This is a genomic window from Aeromicrobium sp. JP4 (assembly GCF_054957925.1).
In genome coordinates this window covers 1,430,953-1,445,818 of record NZ_CM143290.1, presented here as the reverse complement: position 1 = coordinate 1,445,818, position 14,866 = coordinate 1,430,953, and the positions used below count along the sequence as shown (strand labels likewise).

Genomic DNA, 14,866 nt, shown 5'->3' with positions numbered 1-14,866 from the left:
CCTCATCGGTGAACGCGCGTGCACTAGGGTTCACGCATGCGCGACGTGACGTACCCGCCCATCATCGGCACGGCCAAGACGTTGTTCCGGGTGCTGGGCATCAGCTTCCAGACGTCCGGCACCGAGCACATCCCGCGTGAGGGCGGGGCCATCCTGGCCTCCAACCACGTCAGCTACGTCGACTTCATCTTCAACGGACTCGCCGCCCAGCCCGCCGGCCGGCTCGTGCGCTTCATGGCGAAGAAGGAGGCGTTCGAGCACAAGGTCTCCGGACCGATCATGCGCTCGATGCACCACATCCCGGTCGACCGGGCCCAGGGCGAGGCGTCGCTGCACGCGGCCGCCGACTACGCCCGCCGCGGCGAGATCGTCGGCATCTTCCCCGAGGCCACGATCAGCCGGTCGATGGAGGTCAAGGAGATCAAGACCGGTGCCGTGCGCGCCGCCGCCGAGGGTGGTGTGCCGCTCATCCCGATGGTCGTCTGGGGCACGCAGCTGCTCAAGACGAAGGACCACGAGGCCGACCTGTGGGGCCGGGGCAAGACGATCGCGCTCCACGTCGGTGAGCCGATCCCGGTGACGGGGGAGGACCCGGTCGCCGAGACGGCGCTGCTGCACGACTCGCTGACGGCCCTGCTCGACAAGGCGATCCACGAGTACCCCGTCTCGCCCGAGGGCCAGTGGTGGGCCCCGGCCCGCTACGGCGGCACCGCTCCCACGCCCGAGGAGGCCCGCCGCCTCGACCTTGAGGAGAAGGCGGCCCGCGACGCCAGGCGCGCCGAGCGGGGCTGAGCCTGCGCACCGACGGCACGGTGCTTCCTGCTCCACGGCACAATGGTCCGGTGAGCGAACCGCTGGTGCTGGGGATCGAGTCCTCCTGCGACGAGACCGGTGTCGGCATCGTGCGAGGCACCACCCTGCTGGCGCACGCGGTCGCGTCCAGCGTCGAGGAGCACGTGCGCTTCGGCGGCGTCGTGCCCGAGGTCGCCAGCCGGGCGCACCTGGAGGCGATGGTTCCCACGCTCGAGCAGGCCTACGAGCAGGCCGGCGTCGACGTGCGTGACGTCGACGCGATCGCGGTGACGAGCGGTCCGGGCCTCACCGGCGCCCTGCTCGTCGGGGTCGCCGCGGCGAAGGCCCTCGCCCTGGCCCACGACAAGCCGCTCTACGGGGTCAACCACCTGGCGGCGCACGTCGCGGTCGACCAGCTGGAGCACGGCCGGTACACCGAGCCCTCGATCGCGCTGCTGGTCAGCGGCGGTCACACCGAGCTGCTGCTCGTCAACGACATCGCCACCGACATCACGCTGCTCGGCGGCACCATCGACGATGCCGCCGGCGAGGCGTTCGACAAGGTCGCCCGGCTGCTGGGCCTGCCGTACCCCGGCGGCCCGGAGATCGACAAGGTGGCGCGCGACGGCGACCCCACCGCGATCGCCTTCCCGCGTGGCCTGACCACGGGGCGCGACCTCGAGCGGTACCGCTGGGACTTCTCCTTCTCCGGGCTCAAGAGCGCGGTGGCCCGCCACGTGCAGCACGAGCAGCGGATGCAGCGCCCGGTCGCCGTGGCCGACGTCGCGGCCTCGTTCCAGGACGCGGTCTGCGACGTGCTGAGCCGCAAGGCGATCAAGGCGTGCCTCGAGCACGACGTCCCCCGGCTGATCCTGGGCGGGGGCGTGGCCGCGAACGGCCGTTTGCGCCACTTCGTCCTCGAGCGCGCCGAGAAGGCCGGCGTCGAGGTCCGCATCCCGCAGATCTCGCTGTGCACCGACAACGGCGCGATGGTCGCGGCGCTCGGCGCCGAGGTCGTCCGCCGGGGCATCGCTCCGTCGTCGCTCGACCTCGCCGTCGACTCCAGCCTGCCCGTCACGCGCATCGTCGCCGCCTGACCGGCCTGCCCCCGACACTCGCGACCCCGGTTTGCGCCACTCGGCGTTAGTGGGTCAATGCCGGGGCGTCAGGCGCGGTGGCGGCGGAACCGCAGCGTGTCGCCGGGCCGCAGCTGGGCGAGCACGTCGGTGTCGGCGTCGAGGACCACGCCGATCACGGGGTAGCCGCCGGTGACGGGATGGTCCGGACCCAGCACCACCGGACGACCCGAGGTCGTCACCTGGATGCTGCCGCGCACCACGGGCTCGCTCTCCAGCTCACCCTCGCGCGCCCGGTCGAGCGCGGGCCCCTCCAGCCTGACACCGATGCGGTCCGAGACGGGGTCGACGCCCCAGCCGGTCGAGAGCAGCGTCGCGACGGCCGCCGGGGTGAACCAGTCGTCGCGCGGGCCCAGCACGACCCGGACCGCCACCTCGCCCGTGGGCAGCAGGGGCGGCAGTCCTTCGAGCGAGACCGGTCCGACGGGAGGACCCACGGCGAGCTCGTCGCCGGCCGCCAGGGCATCGGGGCCGAGGGAGGCGAGCGTGTCGCGGGAGCGGCTGCCCAGGACCGGGGGCACCGCGATCCCGCCCGCGACGGCGACCGTCCAGCGCAGCCCGGCGACCGGCGCCCCGAGTCGCAGCACGTCGCCACGCCGCAGCGCGAGCGGGCGGCCGGAGTCGACCGGCCGGCCGTCGACGGTCAGCGGCCCCGCCGCCCCCGTGACGGCCACGACGTGCGGCAGGGTCGCCACCAGCGCGAGTCCGCCGCCGAGGGCCTCCACGACGGACGCGTCGCCCGGATTGCCGACGAGGTGGTTCGCGGTGCGCAGGGCGCGGCGGTCGAACGCGCCCGACGGCCCTACGCCAAGATCGCCCAGCCCGGGACGCCCGAGGTCCTGCACCAGGCTCAGGGCGCCTGCCTCCAGCACGCGCAGGGTCATCGCGTCACCTCGACGAACCGGACGGTGTCACCCGGGTGCAGTAGTGCAGGGTCGTCGCGATCGAGGTCCCAGAGCGGCGCGTCGGTACGGCCGATGAGCCGCCAGCCGCCGGGGGAGGCGCGGGGGTAGACGCCGCTGAACCGGCCGGCGAGTCCGACCGAGCCCGGCTCCACGCGTGGCCGCGGACGGTCGAGCCGCGGGACCTCGAGGCGGGGATCGCCCCCGGACAGGTAGGCGAAGCCGGGCGCGAAGCCGGCGAACGCCACCGTCCACGGCGTCGCCCCGTGGAGGCGCACGACCTCGTCCGGGTCGAGTCCGCAGTGTCGCGCCACGGCCTCGAGATCAGGTCCGTCGTACACGACCGGGATCTCCACCTCGGCCCCGGCGACGGCGGCCAGATCAGCAGGGGTGGTCGCGCCCACCAACGAGCGCAGCTCCTCGGGCCGCCCGCGCAGCAGCACGGTGGTCGCACCGAGCGTCGCTCCGCGATCGCGCAGCGCGGCATGCCAGCGACGGGCCTCGTCGGCGTCCGCGCAGTCGAGCAGCACGGCGCGATCGCCGCAGGGCAGGATCCTCATCTCAGTGGAAGGGCTCGATCTCGACGCGGTGCTCCACGAGGACGCCGCGCACGTGGCGCAGCAGGCGCTCGGCGTCCGGGCTGTCGCCGTGCACGCACAGGGAGTCCACCGATCCCACCAGCTCGAGAGCCTGGGCGGCGGCCTCGGCCGGATCGGTCAGCACGGCATGCGGCTGGTCGCGGGACACCAGGCCACCCTCGGGGGTGTACGCGCGGTCGGCGAAGCCCTCGAGCACGACACGGATCCCGGAGTCCTGCGCCATCTCGAGCGCGACCGACCCGGGCATGCCCACGAGGGGCAGCGGCGTCCCGTCGGCCAGCAGCGCCTCGACGACGGCCTCCGCCTGGTGGGGATCGTGGCCGATGCGGTGGTAGAGCGCACCGTGCGGCTTGAGGTAGGTGACCAGGCCGCCGACGCGGTCCGCGAGCTCGCGCAGGTGGTCGAGCTGGCGCCGGACCTCGTCCACGAGGTCACGGGGCGGCAGGTCCACGAACCGGCGGCCGAATCCCTCGCGGTCGCGGTAGCCCACCTGCGCCCCGATCGCGACGCCGTGCCCGACCGCGGCCTCGCACGTCGCGCGGATCAGGTCGTCGTCGCCGGCGTACGCGCCGCAGCAGACGTTCGCACTGGTCACGAGGGGGAGCAGGCGCTCGTCCTCGCCGGACGCCCACCGCTCGGGCGACTCGCCGAGATCGACGTTGAGGTCCACGCGGCCGGCCATGGCCCGACGCTACCGCGCGCCAGGTCATCGCTGGCGGTGACGTTCCGGGGGTGCGCACCGGCGTGTCGACCCCGCGAACGTCACGCTCAGCGCTGCCGTTCCACCAGGAAGGCGCGCGCCTCGTCGGCCACGCGGGTCAGCACGACCGTCGCGGTGCGGGACCCGGTGAGCTTGAGGCGGGCCACGAGCCGCTCGGGCACGACGTCGACGCCTCGCTTCTTGATCGTGAGGGTGCCGATGTCGCGCTCGCGCAGGGCGGCGCGCAGCTGCTTCTCGCGGAAGGGCAGCTCCTCGACGACGCGGAACGCGCGGCCGAAAGGCTCGGCCGCGGGGGAGTCCGTGGTGATCCAGGCGATGCGGGGGTCGAGGAGGTGGCCGCCGAGGTCCTCGGCGAGCTCGGCCACGAGCCCCGCCCGGATCACGGCGTCGTCCGGCTCGACGAGGTGCGACAGGACGTCCCCGACGCGGGCCCGGGCGCCACGACCCACGAGCGAGGCGCCGCTCGGCAGCACGGTGGCGTGGCGGGCCGGGTCCTGGCCGAAACCGGCCCCCCAGAGGCTCGCCTCGACGAGGTCGCCGCCGTGCGAGACCCACTCGGCCTGCACCCCCGGGGGGACGGCGTCGTGGGCGATGCCCGGCATCACCTTGGCCACGGCGCGGCCCTCGAGCAGGCCCGTGACGAAGTCCCAGGCGGGCACGAGCGCGTCGAGCCGGAACGTGCGGCCGGCGCCGTCGCGACGCGCTGGGTCGACGAAGGCGACCTCGTCGGCGCCGATCGGGGTCGTCGTGGCGTCACCGACCTCGACCGTCCCGGCGAGGCCGAGTGCGGCCAGGTTGGCTCGCGCGATCGCGGCGCGGACGGGGTCGAGCTCGACGCCGCGCACCTCGAGGCCTGCCCGGGCAGCGGCGATCAGGTCGCCGCCGATGCCGCAGCCGAGGTCGACCACCCGTTCGGCGCCGAGCGCTGCCAGCCGGCTCGCTCGGTGCGCCGCGACCGGCGCCCGCGTGGACTGCTCGAGGGCGTCGGGGGTGAAGTAGAGGAGCTCGGCCTCGGTCCCGAACTTCGTGACCGCGCGTCGCCGCAGGTGGTGCTGGGTGACGGCCGCCGCGACGAGCTCGGCGGGGTGGTCGCGTCGCAGTCGCGTGCCCAGTGCGAGGTCGGACTCGCGCCCCGCGCCGTCGGCCACCTGCGCCAGGAGCGCCTGCCCGGCGGGGGCCGTGAGCTCGGCGAAGGTGTGCGCATCCACGCGCCAGAGTCTGCCACCGGACGCTCTCCCGACCTCGGCTCTGGCACTCCGTTTGGTCGAGTGCCAGCCGGTGCTACGCTGACAACTGGCACTCCCACCGAGTGAGTGCCAACCGAACGTTACTCATCCGAAAGGGGAGGTCGACCAGTGTCGGTCACCATCAAGCCGCTCGAAGATCGCATCGTCATCAAGGCCGGAGAGGCCGAGCAGACCACCGCGTCGGGTCTCGTCATCCCCGACACCGCCAAGGAGAAGCCGCAGGAGGGCGAGGTCGTGGCCGTCGGCCCCGGTCGCGTCAGCGACAGCGGCGAGCGCATCCCCGTCGACGTGGCCGTCGGCGACAAGGTGCTCTTCAGCAAGTACGGCGGCACCGAGGTCAAGCACGGCGGCGAGGAGTTCCTCATCCTCAACGCCCGCGACGTCCTCGCCGTCATCGCCTGAGTCCACCCAGCCAACCGTTAGGGAGCACTCGTGCCCAAGATTCTGGAATTCGACGAGGACGCACGCCGCGCCCTCGAACGCGGTGTCGACAAGCTCGCCGACACCGTCAAGGTGACCCTCGGCCCCAAGGGCCGCTACGTCGTCCTGGACAAGAAGTGGGGCGCCCCCACGATCACGAACGACGGCGTGTCCGTCGCGCGTGAGATCGAGCTGGACGACCCGTTCGAGAACCTCGGCGCCCAGCTGGCCAAGGAAGTCGCCACCAAGACGAACGACGTCGCCGGTGACGGCACGACGACCGCCACGGTGCTGGCCCAGGCCATGGTCCACGAGGGCCTGCGCGCCGTCGCGGCCGGCGCCAACCCGGTCGGCCTGAAGAAGGGCATCGAGGCTGCCGTCGAGGCGGTCACGAACGAGCTGCACTCGCGCGCCCGCGCCGTCGACTCGGTCAAGGACATGTCGGCCGTCGCCACGGTCTCCAGCCGTGACTCGGTCATCGGCGAGCTCATCGCCGAGGCGTTCGACAAGGTCGGCAAGGACGGTGTCATCACGGTCGAGGAGTCCAACACCATGGGCACCGACCTCGAGTTCACCGAGGGCATGCAGTTCGACAAGGGCTACCTGTCGCCGTACATGGTCACCGACACCGAGCGCATGGAGGCCGTCCTCGACGATCCGTACATCCTCGTCAACCAGGGCAAGATCTCGGCCGTGTCCGACCTCCTGCCGCTGCTGGAGAAGGTCGTCCAGTCGGGCAAGAGCCTGTTCATCATCGCCGAGGACGTCGAGGGCGAGGCCCTGTCCACGATCGTGGTGAACAAGATCCGCGGCACGTTCACGTCCGTCGCGGTCAAGGCGCCGGCCTTCGGCGATCGCCGCAAGGCGATGCTGCAGGACATCGCGACCCTCACGGGCGCGACGGTCGTCACCCCCGACGTCGGCCTCAAGCTGGACCAGGTCGGCCTCGAGGTGCTCGGCACCGCGCGTCGCGTCGTCATCACGAAGGACGACACGACGATCATCGACGGTGGCGGCGACCAGGCCGAGGTCGAGGGCCGCGTGGCCCAGATCAAGGCCGAGTTCGAGCAGACCGACTCCGAGTGGGACCGCGAGAAGCTGCAGGAGCGGCTGGCCAAGCTGGCCGGTGGCGTCTGCGTCATCCGCGTCGGCGCGGCCACCGAGGTCGAGCTCAAGGAGAAGAAGCACCGCATCGAGGACGCCGTCTCGGCGACCCGCGCGGCCATCGAGGAGGGCATCGTCCCCGGCGGTGGCTCGGCGCTGGTCCACGCGGTCGGCGTGCTGGACCAGGACCTGAACCTGTCCGGCGACGAGGCCCTCGGCGTGCGCATCGTCCGCAAGGGCGCCGACGCCCCGCTGGAGTGGATCGCCCGCAACGGCGGCGTCTCCGGCGAGGTCGTGGTGGCCAAGGTCCGCGAGTCCGGTGAGGGCTACAACGCGGCCTCGAACGAGTACGGCGACCTGCTCGCGCAGGGCATCCTCGACCCGGTCAAGGTCACGCGTTCGGCGCTCGCCAACGCGGCCTCGATCGCGGCCATGCTGCTCACCACCGAGACCCTCGTGGTGGACAAGCCGGCCGACGAGGCCGACGATCACGCTGGCCACAACCACTGATCGGTCCCTGCTGACGATCTCGTCACGCACGAAGGCCCCGGGCACCCGCCCGGGGCCTTCGTCGTGTCCGGCGACGCCGCGACGCGTGGGTGAGACACGGGGACGACAAGGCGCGTCGGGCCCAATAACCTAGGGGTCGACCCGGTGTCCGCACCCGTTGATAGGACTGCCCCATGACGACGCCATCGACCACCTGCCCGTGGTGGTGCACCGACCACCGCTCCGGCGAGACGGCTGAGGACGAACAGCACGCGCGCGTGTTCCCGGTGCCCGGGGGTGCCTGGGTGGCGATCCTGCACGGGACCCTGCCCGGCGACCGGATCGAGCTGGCCTACGGCGCCGAGGCCTACGCCGCGTCCGCGGGAGAGAGCCGGGCCTTCGCGGCCGCCCTGCAGCACGCGGCCGACGTGTTCGACCGGATCGTCGCCGACGTCGAACGGGCCGCCGGGCTGGCCGGCGACCGCAGGAGGGTCAGCGCCCGGCGGAGTCCATGAACTCGCGGACTTCCACCAGCAGGTCGCCCAGCGACAGTCCGAAGGCCGCCTCGAGGGCCAGCAGGGTGTCCAGGCTCGGGTTGGCCGACGACCGTCCGGTGGCGTTGTTGTTCCGGTTGTTCTCCAGGTTCTGCACCTGGTTGCGGCTCAGGCCCGCGCGGTGCGCGAGGTCCTCCTGGGTCATGCCCGCGCCCTCGCGCCGGTGGCGCAACCAGGAGGCGAAGGCGCTGGCGACCTCGGCGGTGTGGGCCGTCGGTGTGCGTTTGGGCATGCACAACAGCATGGGCCCAATGGGCAGCCGGTGCAGCCCAATACGGTAGGGCTGAAGTCCGGTGCCCGGAAGTCTGGTGACACGCCTCACATCTATGTTACATTCACAATGTCACATACCGCTGACCGAGGAGATCGCATGACCGTCACCGACGATCGCGCCGCCGTCGAGTTCCGCCAGTCCATCGACATGGACACCGAGCTGGAGCGACTGCTGGAGTCCGCCGCCGTCCTGTCGTACGACCCCGACCAGGAGATCGACTGGGCCAAGCCCCTCGACCCGACCAAGTACGGCCTCAACCCCGAGTGGTCCACCCTCTACGGCACGCCGCTGTGGGACTCGATGAGCGAGCAGCAGCGGATCGACCTCACCCGTCACGAGGTCGGCTCCATCATGAGCACGGGCATTTGGTTCGAGACGATGCTGCAGTCGATGGTGCTGCGCTCGCAGTACTCCGCCGACTACGGCGACCCGGAGTTCCGCTTCGCCCTCACCGAGATCGCCGACGAGTGCCGGCACTCGCTCATGTTCAGCAAGACGTGCAGCAAGATGGGCGTCCCGCACTACCGCCCGCGCCGGCTCTTCCACGAGCTCGCCCGCGTCTTCCGCAGCACCGCCAACGGCGAGCAGTCCTACGCGTCGATCCTGGTCGCCGAGGAGGTCCTCGACGTCATGCAGCGCGACTGGATGCGCGGCGAGAACGTGCTCGAGGAGGTGCGCACCACGAGCAAGATCCACGTGGTCGAGGAGGCGCGCCACATGAAGTTCGCGCGCATGGAGGTCAAGGAGTACCTCGAGGGGGTCTCCAAGCCGCGGCGTCACCTCGCGGCCTTCGTCATCTCGGTCGTCGCGGCGATCATCGTGGACTCCCTGGTGAACGACGACGTCTACGCCAACGTGGGTCTGGACCCCGAGGTGGCCAAGGCGGCCGTGAAGGCCAACACCCACCACCAGAACCTCATGCGGATGAGCTGCGTGCACCTCATGGACTTCCTGTCCGAGGTCGGCCTGCTCACCCCGGCCGCGATGCGGATGTACCGCACCGTCCACATGCTCTGACCCGGCCCGGCCGACCCTCGAACCCGAAAGCACCCGCCGTGGCCTACGCGATCACCCAGTCCTGCTGCAAGGACGCCTCGTGCGTCTCGGTCTGCCCCGTGGACTGCATCCACCCCACTCCCGACGAGCCCGACTTCGGCACCACCGACATCCTCTACGTCGACCCGAAGGCCTGCATCGACTGCGGGGCCTGCGCCGACGCGTGCCCCGTGGCGGCGCCCAAGGCGATCGACCTGCTGCGCGGTGCCGAGGCGGTGTTCGCCGACCTCAACGCCGAGTTCTTCGAGCGGCGCCCGCCGCGGGAGAAGCCGAAGACCCACACGTGGGACGAGATGGGCGGCGACCTCGAGCGCTCGCTGTCGATCGCGATCGTGGGCACCGGCCCGGCGGCCGCGTACACGGCGCGGCAGCTGCTGCTGTCCACCGATGCGAAGATCACGATGATCGACAAGCTGCCCGTGCCGGGCGGCCTGGTGCGCGGCGGGGTGGCGCCCGACCACACGGACACGAAGAAGTTCGCCGACCTCTTCCACTGGGCCTACCGCCACCCCCGCACGAAGATGGTGATGAACGTCGAGGTGGGCCGAGACATCTCCCACGCGGAGGTGCTGCAGCACCACGACGTCGTGATCTACGGCGTCGGCGCCCGTCGCGACCGCGAGCTGGGGGTGCCGGGGGAGGACCTGCCCGGCGTGTACCCGGCGCCCGAGGTGGTCGGCTGGTACAACGGCGCGCTCGACGTGGCTCCCGACGGCGTCGTGCTGTCCGGCGACCGCGTGGTCGTGGTGGGCAACGGCAACGTGGCCCTCGACCTCGCCCGCCTGCTGCTGCACGACCCCGAGGTGCTGGCCCGCACCGACATGCCCGACCACGCCGTCGCCGCCTTCCGCGGTCTCGACGTGCGCGAGGTCGTCCTGCTCGGTCGCCGGGGACCCTCGGCCGCGGCGTTCACCCGTCCCGAGCTGCTGATGATGCCCCCGGGCATCGACGTGGTCGTGGCCCGCGACGAGTTCACCGAGGCGGAGCTAGCCGACGCCGAGCCCGAGTCGAACGCCGCCGTCCTGGCGGCGCTGCCCCTGGTCGACGTCGACCTCACCGCACCGCCCGGCGAACGCCGCCGGCTGGTGTTCTCGTTCGGCCGCCAGGTCGTCTCGGTGGAGGGGGGCGAGCGCGTCGAGGCCGTGCAGGTGGCCCCGTCCGGAGTGCCCGAGCAGGCCCAGAAGGTCCCGTGCGGCACCCTGATCCGCGCCACGGGTCACCGCGGCACCCCCGTCGCGGGCCTGCCCTTCGACGAGGACACCGCCACCGTGCCCAACGAGCACGGGCGCGTGGTCGACCCGGCCACGGGCGAGGCGGTCCCCGGCACCTACGTCGTCGGCTGGATCAAGCGCGGCGCCACCGGCGGCATCGGCACCAACCGCACCTGCGCCCACGAGACGATCGCCACGATCGTCGCCGACGCGAACGCCGGTCTCATCCCGCCGGCGCCGAAGCGCAGGCTCACGTTCGGGCCGTTCGTGCGCACCCGGGTCGACCGCGTCGTCGGCCGCCGCCGGATGCTCGCGATCGAGAAGGCCGAGGAGACGCGGGGCCACCGCGAGGGACGCCCGCGCGTGAAGTTCGAGTCGGTCGACGAGATGCTCCGGGTCAGTCCCGCCACGAGCCTGCACTGACGGCTCAGATCACATCCCGCGCGTGTGGGAGCGCGGTCGCGCGCGGGTAGACTCGGCCCATGGTGGGCATCCCCGACAAGTTCTCCTCCCTCGGCCTCACGTACGACGACGTCCTGCTGCTTCCCGGCGAGACCGACGTCATCCCCAGTGAGGTCGACACCACGACCCGGCTCACGCGCGAGATCTCGCTGCGGATCCCGCTGCTGTCCAGCGCGATGGACACGGTCACCGAGTCGCGCATGGCCATCGCGATGGCGCGCGAGGGTGGCATCGGCATCCTGCACCGCAACCTCTCGATCGACGACCAGGCGTACCAGGTCGACCTCGTGAAGCGGACGCAGACGGGCATGATCCCCAACCCCGTCACGATCGGCCCGAAGGCCACGCTCGAGGAGCTCGACGAGCGCTGCGGCGAGTACCGCGTCTCCGGCCTCCCGGTCGTCGACGAGGACAACACGCTGCTGGGCATCGTCACCAACCGCGACCTGCGCTTCACGCCCGTCGCCGAGTGGGCCACCACGCTCGTCCACGACGTCATGACCCACATGCCGCTCATCACCGGCCCGGTCGGCATCAGCCGCGAGGACGCCTCCGCCCTGCTGCGCCAGCACAAGCGTGAGCGCCTGCCGATCGTCGACGACCAGGGCAAGCTCGCCGGCCTCATCACCGTCAAGGACTTCGTGAAGTCCGAGCAGTTCCCGATGGCCAGCAAGGACGCCGAGGGCCGCCTGCTCGTCGGTGCGGCCGTCGGCTTCTTCGGCGACTCCTACGAGCGCGCCACGCGCCTCATGGAGGCCGGCGTCGACGTGCTCGTGGTCGACACGGCCCACGGCCACGCCCGCGCCCTGCTCGACATGGTGCGCAAGCTCAAGGCCGACTCCGCGTTCGACGGCGTGCAGATCATCGGCGGCAACGTCGGCACGCGTGAGGGCGCCCAGGCGCTGGTCGATGCGGGCGTCGACGCGGTGAAGGTCGGCGTCGGGCCGGGCTCCATCTGCACCACGCGCGTCGTCGCGGGTGTCGGCGTGCCCCAGATCTCCGCGGTCTACGAGGCGTCGCTGGCGGCCGAGCCCGCGGGCATCCCCGTGATCGCCGACGGCGGCCTGCAGTACTCCGGCGACATCGCCAAGGCGCTCGTCGCCGGCGCCGAGAGCGTCATGGTGGGCTCGCTGCTGGCCGGCTGCGAGGAGAGCCCCGGCGAGCTGATCTTCGTCGCGGGCAAGCAGTACAAGACCTACCGCGGCATGGGCTCGGTGGGCGCGATGGCCTCCCGCGGCAAGAAGTCCTACTCCAAGGACCGCTACTTCCAGGCCGACGTCACGAACGACGAGAAGATCGTCCCCGAGGGCATCGAGGGCAGGGTCGCCTACCGGGGTCCGCTCTCCTCGGTCGCGCACCAGCTGGTCGGCGGCCTGCACCAGTCGATGTTCTACGTGGGCTCGCGGTCGATCCCCGAGCTGCGTGAGCGCGGACGCTTCGTGCGGATCACGTCGGCGGGGCTCAAGGAGAGCCACCCGCACGACATCCAGATGACCGTCGAGGCGCCGAACTACACGATCCTCTGACGCGATCGGCGCCCGATAGGCTGGGCGGGTGAGCATCGACATCGGACTGGCCAAGCGAGGCCGGCAGGGTTACCACTTCGACGACATCGCCATCGTGCCCAGCCGTCGCACGCGCGACCCGCAGGAGGTGTCGACGCACTGGCAGATCGACGCCTACCGCTTCGACCTGCCGGTGATCGCCGCGCCGATGGACTCGGTGATGAGCCCCGAGACCGCGATCGCGCTCGGCAAGTTCGGCGGCCTCGGCGTGCTCAACCTCGAGGGCCTGTGGACCCGGTACGAGGATCCCCGCCCGCAGCTGGAGGAGATCGCCCGGATCGAGCCCGCGCAGGTCACCCGGCGCCTGCAGCAGATCTACAGCGAGCCGATCAAGGCCGAGCTGATCACCGCCCGCCTGCAGGAGATCCGCGACGCCGGCGTCACGGTCGCCGGCTCCCTGTCCCCGGGCCACACCAAGCAGTTCGCCGACGCGGTCGTGAAGGCCGGCGTCGACCTGTTCGTCATCCGCGGCACCACGGTCTCGGCCGAGCACGTCTCGGGCAACGCCGAGCCGCTGAACCTCAAGGAGTTCATCTACGAGCTCGACGTGCCGGTGATCGTGGGCGGCTGCGCCACGCACCAGGCCGCGCTGCACCTGATGCGCACGGGCGCCGCGGGCGTGTTGGTCGGCTTCGGCGGCGGCGCCACCCACACCACGCGCAGCGTGCTGGGCGTCGCGGTGCCGATGGCCTCCGCCGTCTCCGACGTCGCCGCGGCACGCCGCGACTACCTCGACGAGTCCGGCGGTCGCTACGTGCACGTCATCGCCGACGGCTCGATCGGCCGCAGCGGTGACCTCGCCAAGGCGTTCGCCTGCGGCGCCGACGCCGTCATGATCGGCTCGCCGTTCGCGCGCGCCACCGATGCGCCGGGCCAGGGCTTCCACTGGGGTGCCGAGGCCTGGCACGACGACCTGCCGCGCGGCGAGCGCGTGGAGATCGGCACGGTCGGCTCGCTCGAGCAGGTGCTGTTCGGCCCGTCGCACGTGCCCGACGGCACGATGAACCTCGTCGGGGCGCTGCGCCGCGCGATGGCCACCACCGGCTACACCGACCTCAAGGAGTTCCAGCGCATCGAGGTCGTCCTCGGGTGACGCTGCGCGTCGCAGCCGGCCAGTACGCCTCGGCCGGCGACGTCGAGGCCGACATCGCCACGGTGGTCCGGGCGATCGAAACGGCGCGCGCCGACCTGCTGGTGATGCCCGAGCTCTTCCTGGGCGGCTACCGAATGCCCCCGATCGTCGTGGGGGAGACCGACCCGCGGCTCCAGCCGATCGCCGACGCGGCCGCGACGGCCGGCACGGTGGCGCTCGTCGGCGCCTGCCTCGACGGGCCCGACGGCTTCACGATCTCCACGCTGGCGTTCGGCCTGGGCGACGACCCGGCCGGCCGGCGGATCTACGACAAGCAGAACCCGTGCGGCGACGAGGGCGACCACGTCGTGGCCGGTGCCCACAGCGTCCTCGTCGACGTGAAGGGCTGGGCCGTGGGCCTCTCGATCTGCTACGACGGCTGCTTCCCCGAGCACGCCCGCGCCGTGGCGCTCGCCGGCGCCGAGGTCTACGCGGCCTCGGTGGCCTACTACGCCGGCAGTGCCCATCGCCGCGAGGTCTACTACCGGGCCCGTGCGGTCGAGAACGGCATGTTCGTGGTGGTCAGCGGGCTCAGCGGCTCGGTGGCCGGTGCGGAGTTCGACGGCGGCAGCGCCGTGTACGACCCCGAGGGACGCGTCCTCGCCGAGGTCAGTGAGGTCGAGGGGCTCGCCGTGGCCACGCTCGACCGGCCGCTGCTGAAGGCGACCCGCGCCACCCACACGATGCTGGCCGACGTCCGCGACCCCGGTCCGGTGGTCCGGCGGTGACTGCGGAGATCGTCGAGGTCGACTTCCTCGACCCGCGGGCCGCTGCGCTGCGCAGCCGCATGGCGACGGAGATGGCCGAGCTCTACGGCGAGGCCCGCCACGGCACGGGCGCCGAGGGGATCGACCCCGACTCGGTGCTGGCCTGCCTGCTCGTCCTCGACGGCGACGAGCCCGTGGGCACCGTGAGCCTGCGCCGGCTGCGCGACCTCGTCGAGGTCAAGCGGATGTACCTCCTGCCGTCCACCCGCGGCACGGGCATCGCGGCGCGCCTGCTGGCCGGGATCGAGGCGCGCGCCGCCGAGATCACCGACCGTGTCGTGCTGCACACGGGGGAGCGGCAGCGCGCCGCGATCGCCCTCTACACGCGGTCGGGCTACGAGCCCATCGAGGTCTACCCGCCGTACGACCAGGTGCCGGAGTCGGTGTGCTTCGCCAAGCGCCTCGGCGGCACCGGCGTAGTGTAACCGTCGTTGA

General features: G+C 72.1%; 16 protein-coding genes. 11 read left to right on the top strand and 5 right to left on the bottom strand.

Translation table 11 applies throughout. The features are described from left to right. Positions 1 to 36 precede the first annotated feature (36 nt). Together ACY1JX_RS07135 and tsaD are read left to right on the top strand one after the other, a co-directional pair. A complete protein-coding gene (locus tag ACY1JX_RS07135) occupies positions 37 to 792 on the top strand; it encodes a lysophospholipid acyltransferase family protein (RefSeq protein WP_462565701.1) in 756 nt (251 codons plus the stop codon). A gap of 50 nt (positions 793 to 842) precedes the next feature. Next, on the top strand, positions 843 to 1,889 hold the full coding sequence (tsaD, locus tag ACY1JX_RS07130; protein ID WP_338072842.1) for a tRNA (adenosine(37)-N6)-threonylcarbamoyltransferase complex transferase subunit TsaD: 1,047 nt from the start codon (positions 843 to 845) through the stop codon (positions 1,887 to 1,889). A gap of 68 nt (positions 1,890 to 1,957) precedes the next feature. Here the strand turns inward: tsaD and ACY1JX_RS07125 are convergent, their stop codons facing one another. The 4 genes from ACY1JX_RS07125 to ACY1JX_RS07110 all read right to left on the bottom strand — a co-directional run bounded on the left by ACY1JX_RS07125 (position 1,958) and on the right by ACY1JX_RS07110 (position 5,358). Continuing rightward, positions 1,958 to 2,812 (bottom strand): 5-oxoprolinase subunit C family protein, encoded by an 855-nt coding sequence (locus ACY1JX_RS07125; RefSeq protein ID WP_462565700.1) that lies wholly within the window; start codon positions 2,810 to 2,812, stop codon positions 1,958 to 1,960. Further along, positions 2,809 to 3,390: a 5-oxoprolinase subunit B family protein gene (locus ACY1JX_RS07120; RefSeq protein ID WP_286929246.1), complete on the bottom strand. Its 582-nt coding sequence runs from the start codon at positions 3,388 to 3,390 to the stop codon at positions 2,809 to 2,811. Before ACY1JX_RS07120 ends, ACY1JX_RS07125 begins: the two co-directional genes overlap by 4 nt. Position 3,391: 1 nt before the next feature. Then, on the bottom strand, positions 3,392 to 4,111 hold the full coding sequence (locus ACY1JX_RS07115; RefSeq protein WP_462565699.1) for a LamB/YcsF family protein: 720 nt from the start codon (positions 4,109 to 4,111) through the stop codon (positions 3,392 to 3,394). Between the two features lie 86 nt (positions 4,112 to 4,197). Further along, positions 4,198 to 5,358 (bottom strand): class I SAM-dependent methyltransferase, encoded by a 1,161-nt coding sequence (locus ACY1JX_RS07110; RefSeq protein WP_462565698.1) that lies wholly within the window; start codon positions 5,356 to 5,358, stop codon positions 4,198 to 4,200. A 147-nt stretch (positions 5,359 to 5,505) separates the two neighbouring features. Here ACY1JX_RS07110 and groES point away from each other — a divergent pair, with 147 nt between their 5' ends. From groES to ACY1JX_RS07095, 3 genes are all read left to right on the top strand, one after another. Next, positions 5,506 to 5,799, top strand: coding sequence for a co-chaperone GroES (gene groES / locus ACY1JX_RS07105; RefSeq protein ID WP_078698994.1), 294 nt, complete (start codon positions 5,506 to 5,508; stop codon positions 5,797 to 5,799). A gap of 30 nt (positions 5,800 to 5,829) precedes the next feature. Beyond that, on the top strand, positions 5,830 to 7,431 hold the full coding sequence (groL, locus tag ACY1JX_RS07100) for a chaperonin GroEL (protein ID WP_462565697.1): 1,602 nt from the start codon (positions 5,830 to 5,832) through the stop codon (positions 7,429 to 7,431). 173 nt (positions 7,432 to 7,604) lie between these two features. Further along, complete coding sequence (locus ACY1JX_RS07095; protein ID WP_462565696.1) at positions 7,605 to 7,925, top strand: hypothetical protein; 321 nt, start codon at positions 7,605 to 7,607, stop codon at positions 7,923 to 7,925. On the opposite strand, the gene ACY1JX_RS07090 is transcribed toward ACY1JX_RS07095, so the two are convergent. Further along, the gene (locus ACY1JX_RS07090) at positions 7,903 to 8,196 is read right to left on the bottom strand and encodes a helix-turn-helix transcriptional regulator (RefSeq protein ID WP_462565695.1); all 294 of its coding nucleotides are present in this window, start codon (positions 8,194 to 8,196) and stop codon (positions 7,903 to 7,905) included. The two genes, ACY1JX_RS07095 and ACY1JX_RS07090, sit on opposite strands and share 23 nt — an antisense overlap. A 138-nt stretch (positions 8,197 to 8,334) precedes the next feature. Between ACY1JX_RS07090 and ACY1JX_RS07085 the strand changes: the two genes are divergently transcribed. From ACY1JX_RS07085 to ACY1JX_RS07060, 6 genes are read left to right on the top strand one after another with little or no spacing between them, the layout of a single operon-like run. Then, on the top strand, positions 8,335 to 9,255 hold the full coding sequence (locus ACY1JX_RS07085) for an AurF N-oxygenase family protein (protein WP_462565694.1): 921 nt from the start codon (positions 8,335 to 8,337) through the stop codon (positions 9,253 to 9,255). A 38-nt stretch (positions 9,256 to 9,293) separates the two neighbouring features. Next, complete coding sequence (locus ACY1JX_RS07080) at positions 9,294 to 10,928, top strand: 4Fe-4S binding protein (RefSeq protein ID WP_462565693.1); 1,635 nt, start codon at positions 9,294 to 9,296, stop codon at positions 10,926 to 10,928. 59 nt (positions 10,929 to 10,987) lie between these two features. After that, entirely contained in the window at positions 10,988 to 12,493 is a 1,506-nt protein-coding gene (gene guaB, locus ACY1JX_RS07075; RefSeq protein ID WP_462565692.1) for an IMP dehydrogenase, read from the top strand. Between the two features lie 34 nt (positions 12,494 to 12,527). Further along, the gene (locus ACY1JX_RS07070) at positions 12,528 to 13,625 is read left to right on the top strand and encodes a GuaB3 family IMP dehydrogenase-related protein (protein WP_286929763.1); all 1,098 of its coding nucleotides are present in this window, start codon (positions 12,528 to 12,530) and stop codon (positions 13,623 to 13,625) included. Further along, the gene (locus ACY1JX_RS07065; RefSeq protein WP_462565691.1) at positions 13,622 to 14,392 is read left to right on the top strand and encodes a carbon-nitrogen hydrolase family protein; all 771 of its coding nucleotides are present in this window, start codon (positions 13,622 to 13,624) and stop codon (positions 14,390 to 14,392) included. Before ACY1JX_RS07070 ends, ACY1JX_RS07065 begins: the two co-directional genes overlap by 4 nt. Beyond that, positions 14,389 to 14,856 (top strand): GNAT family N-acetyltransferase, encoded by a 468-nt coding sequence (locus ACY1JX_RS07060; protein WP_462565690.1) that lies wholly within the window; start codon positions 14,389 to 14,391, stop codon positions 14,854 to 14,856. The genes ACY1JX_RS07065 and ACY1JX_RS07060 overlap by 4 nt, the downstream gene beginning before the upstream one ends. Positions 14,857 to 14,866: the final 10 nt, after the last annotated feature.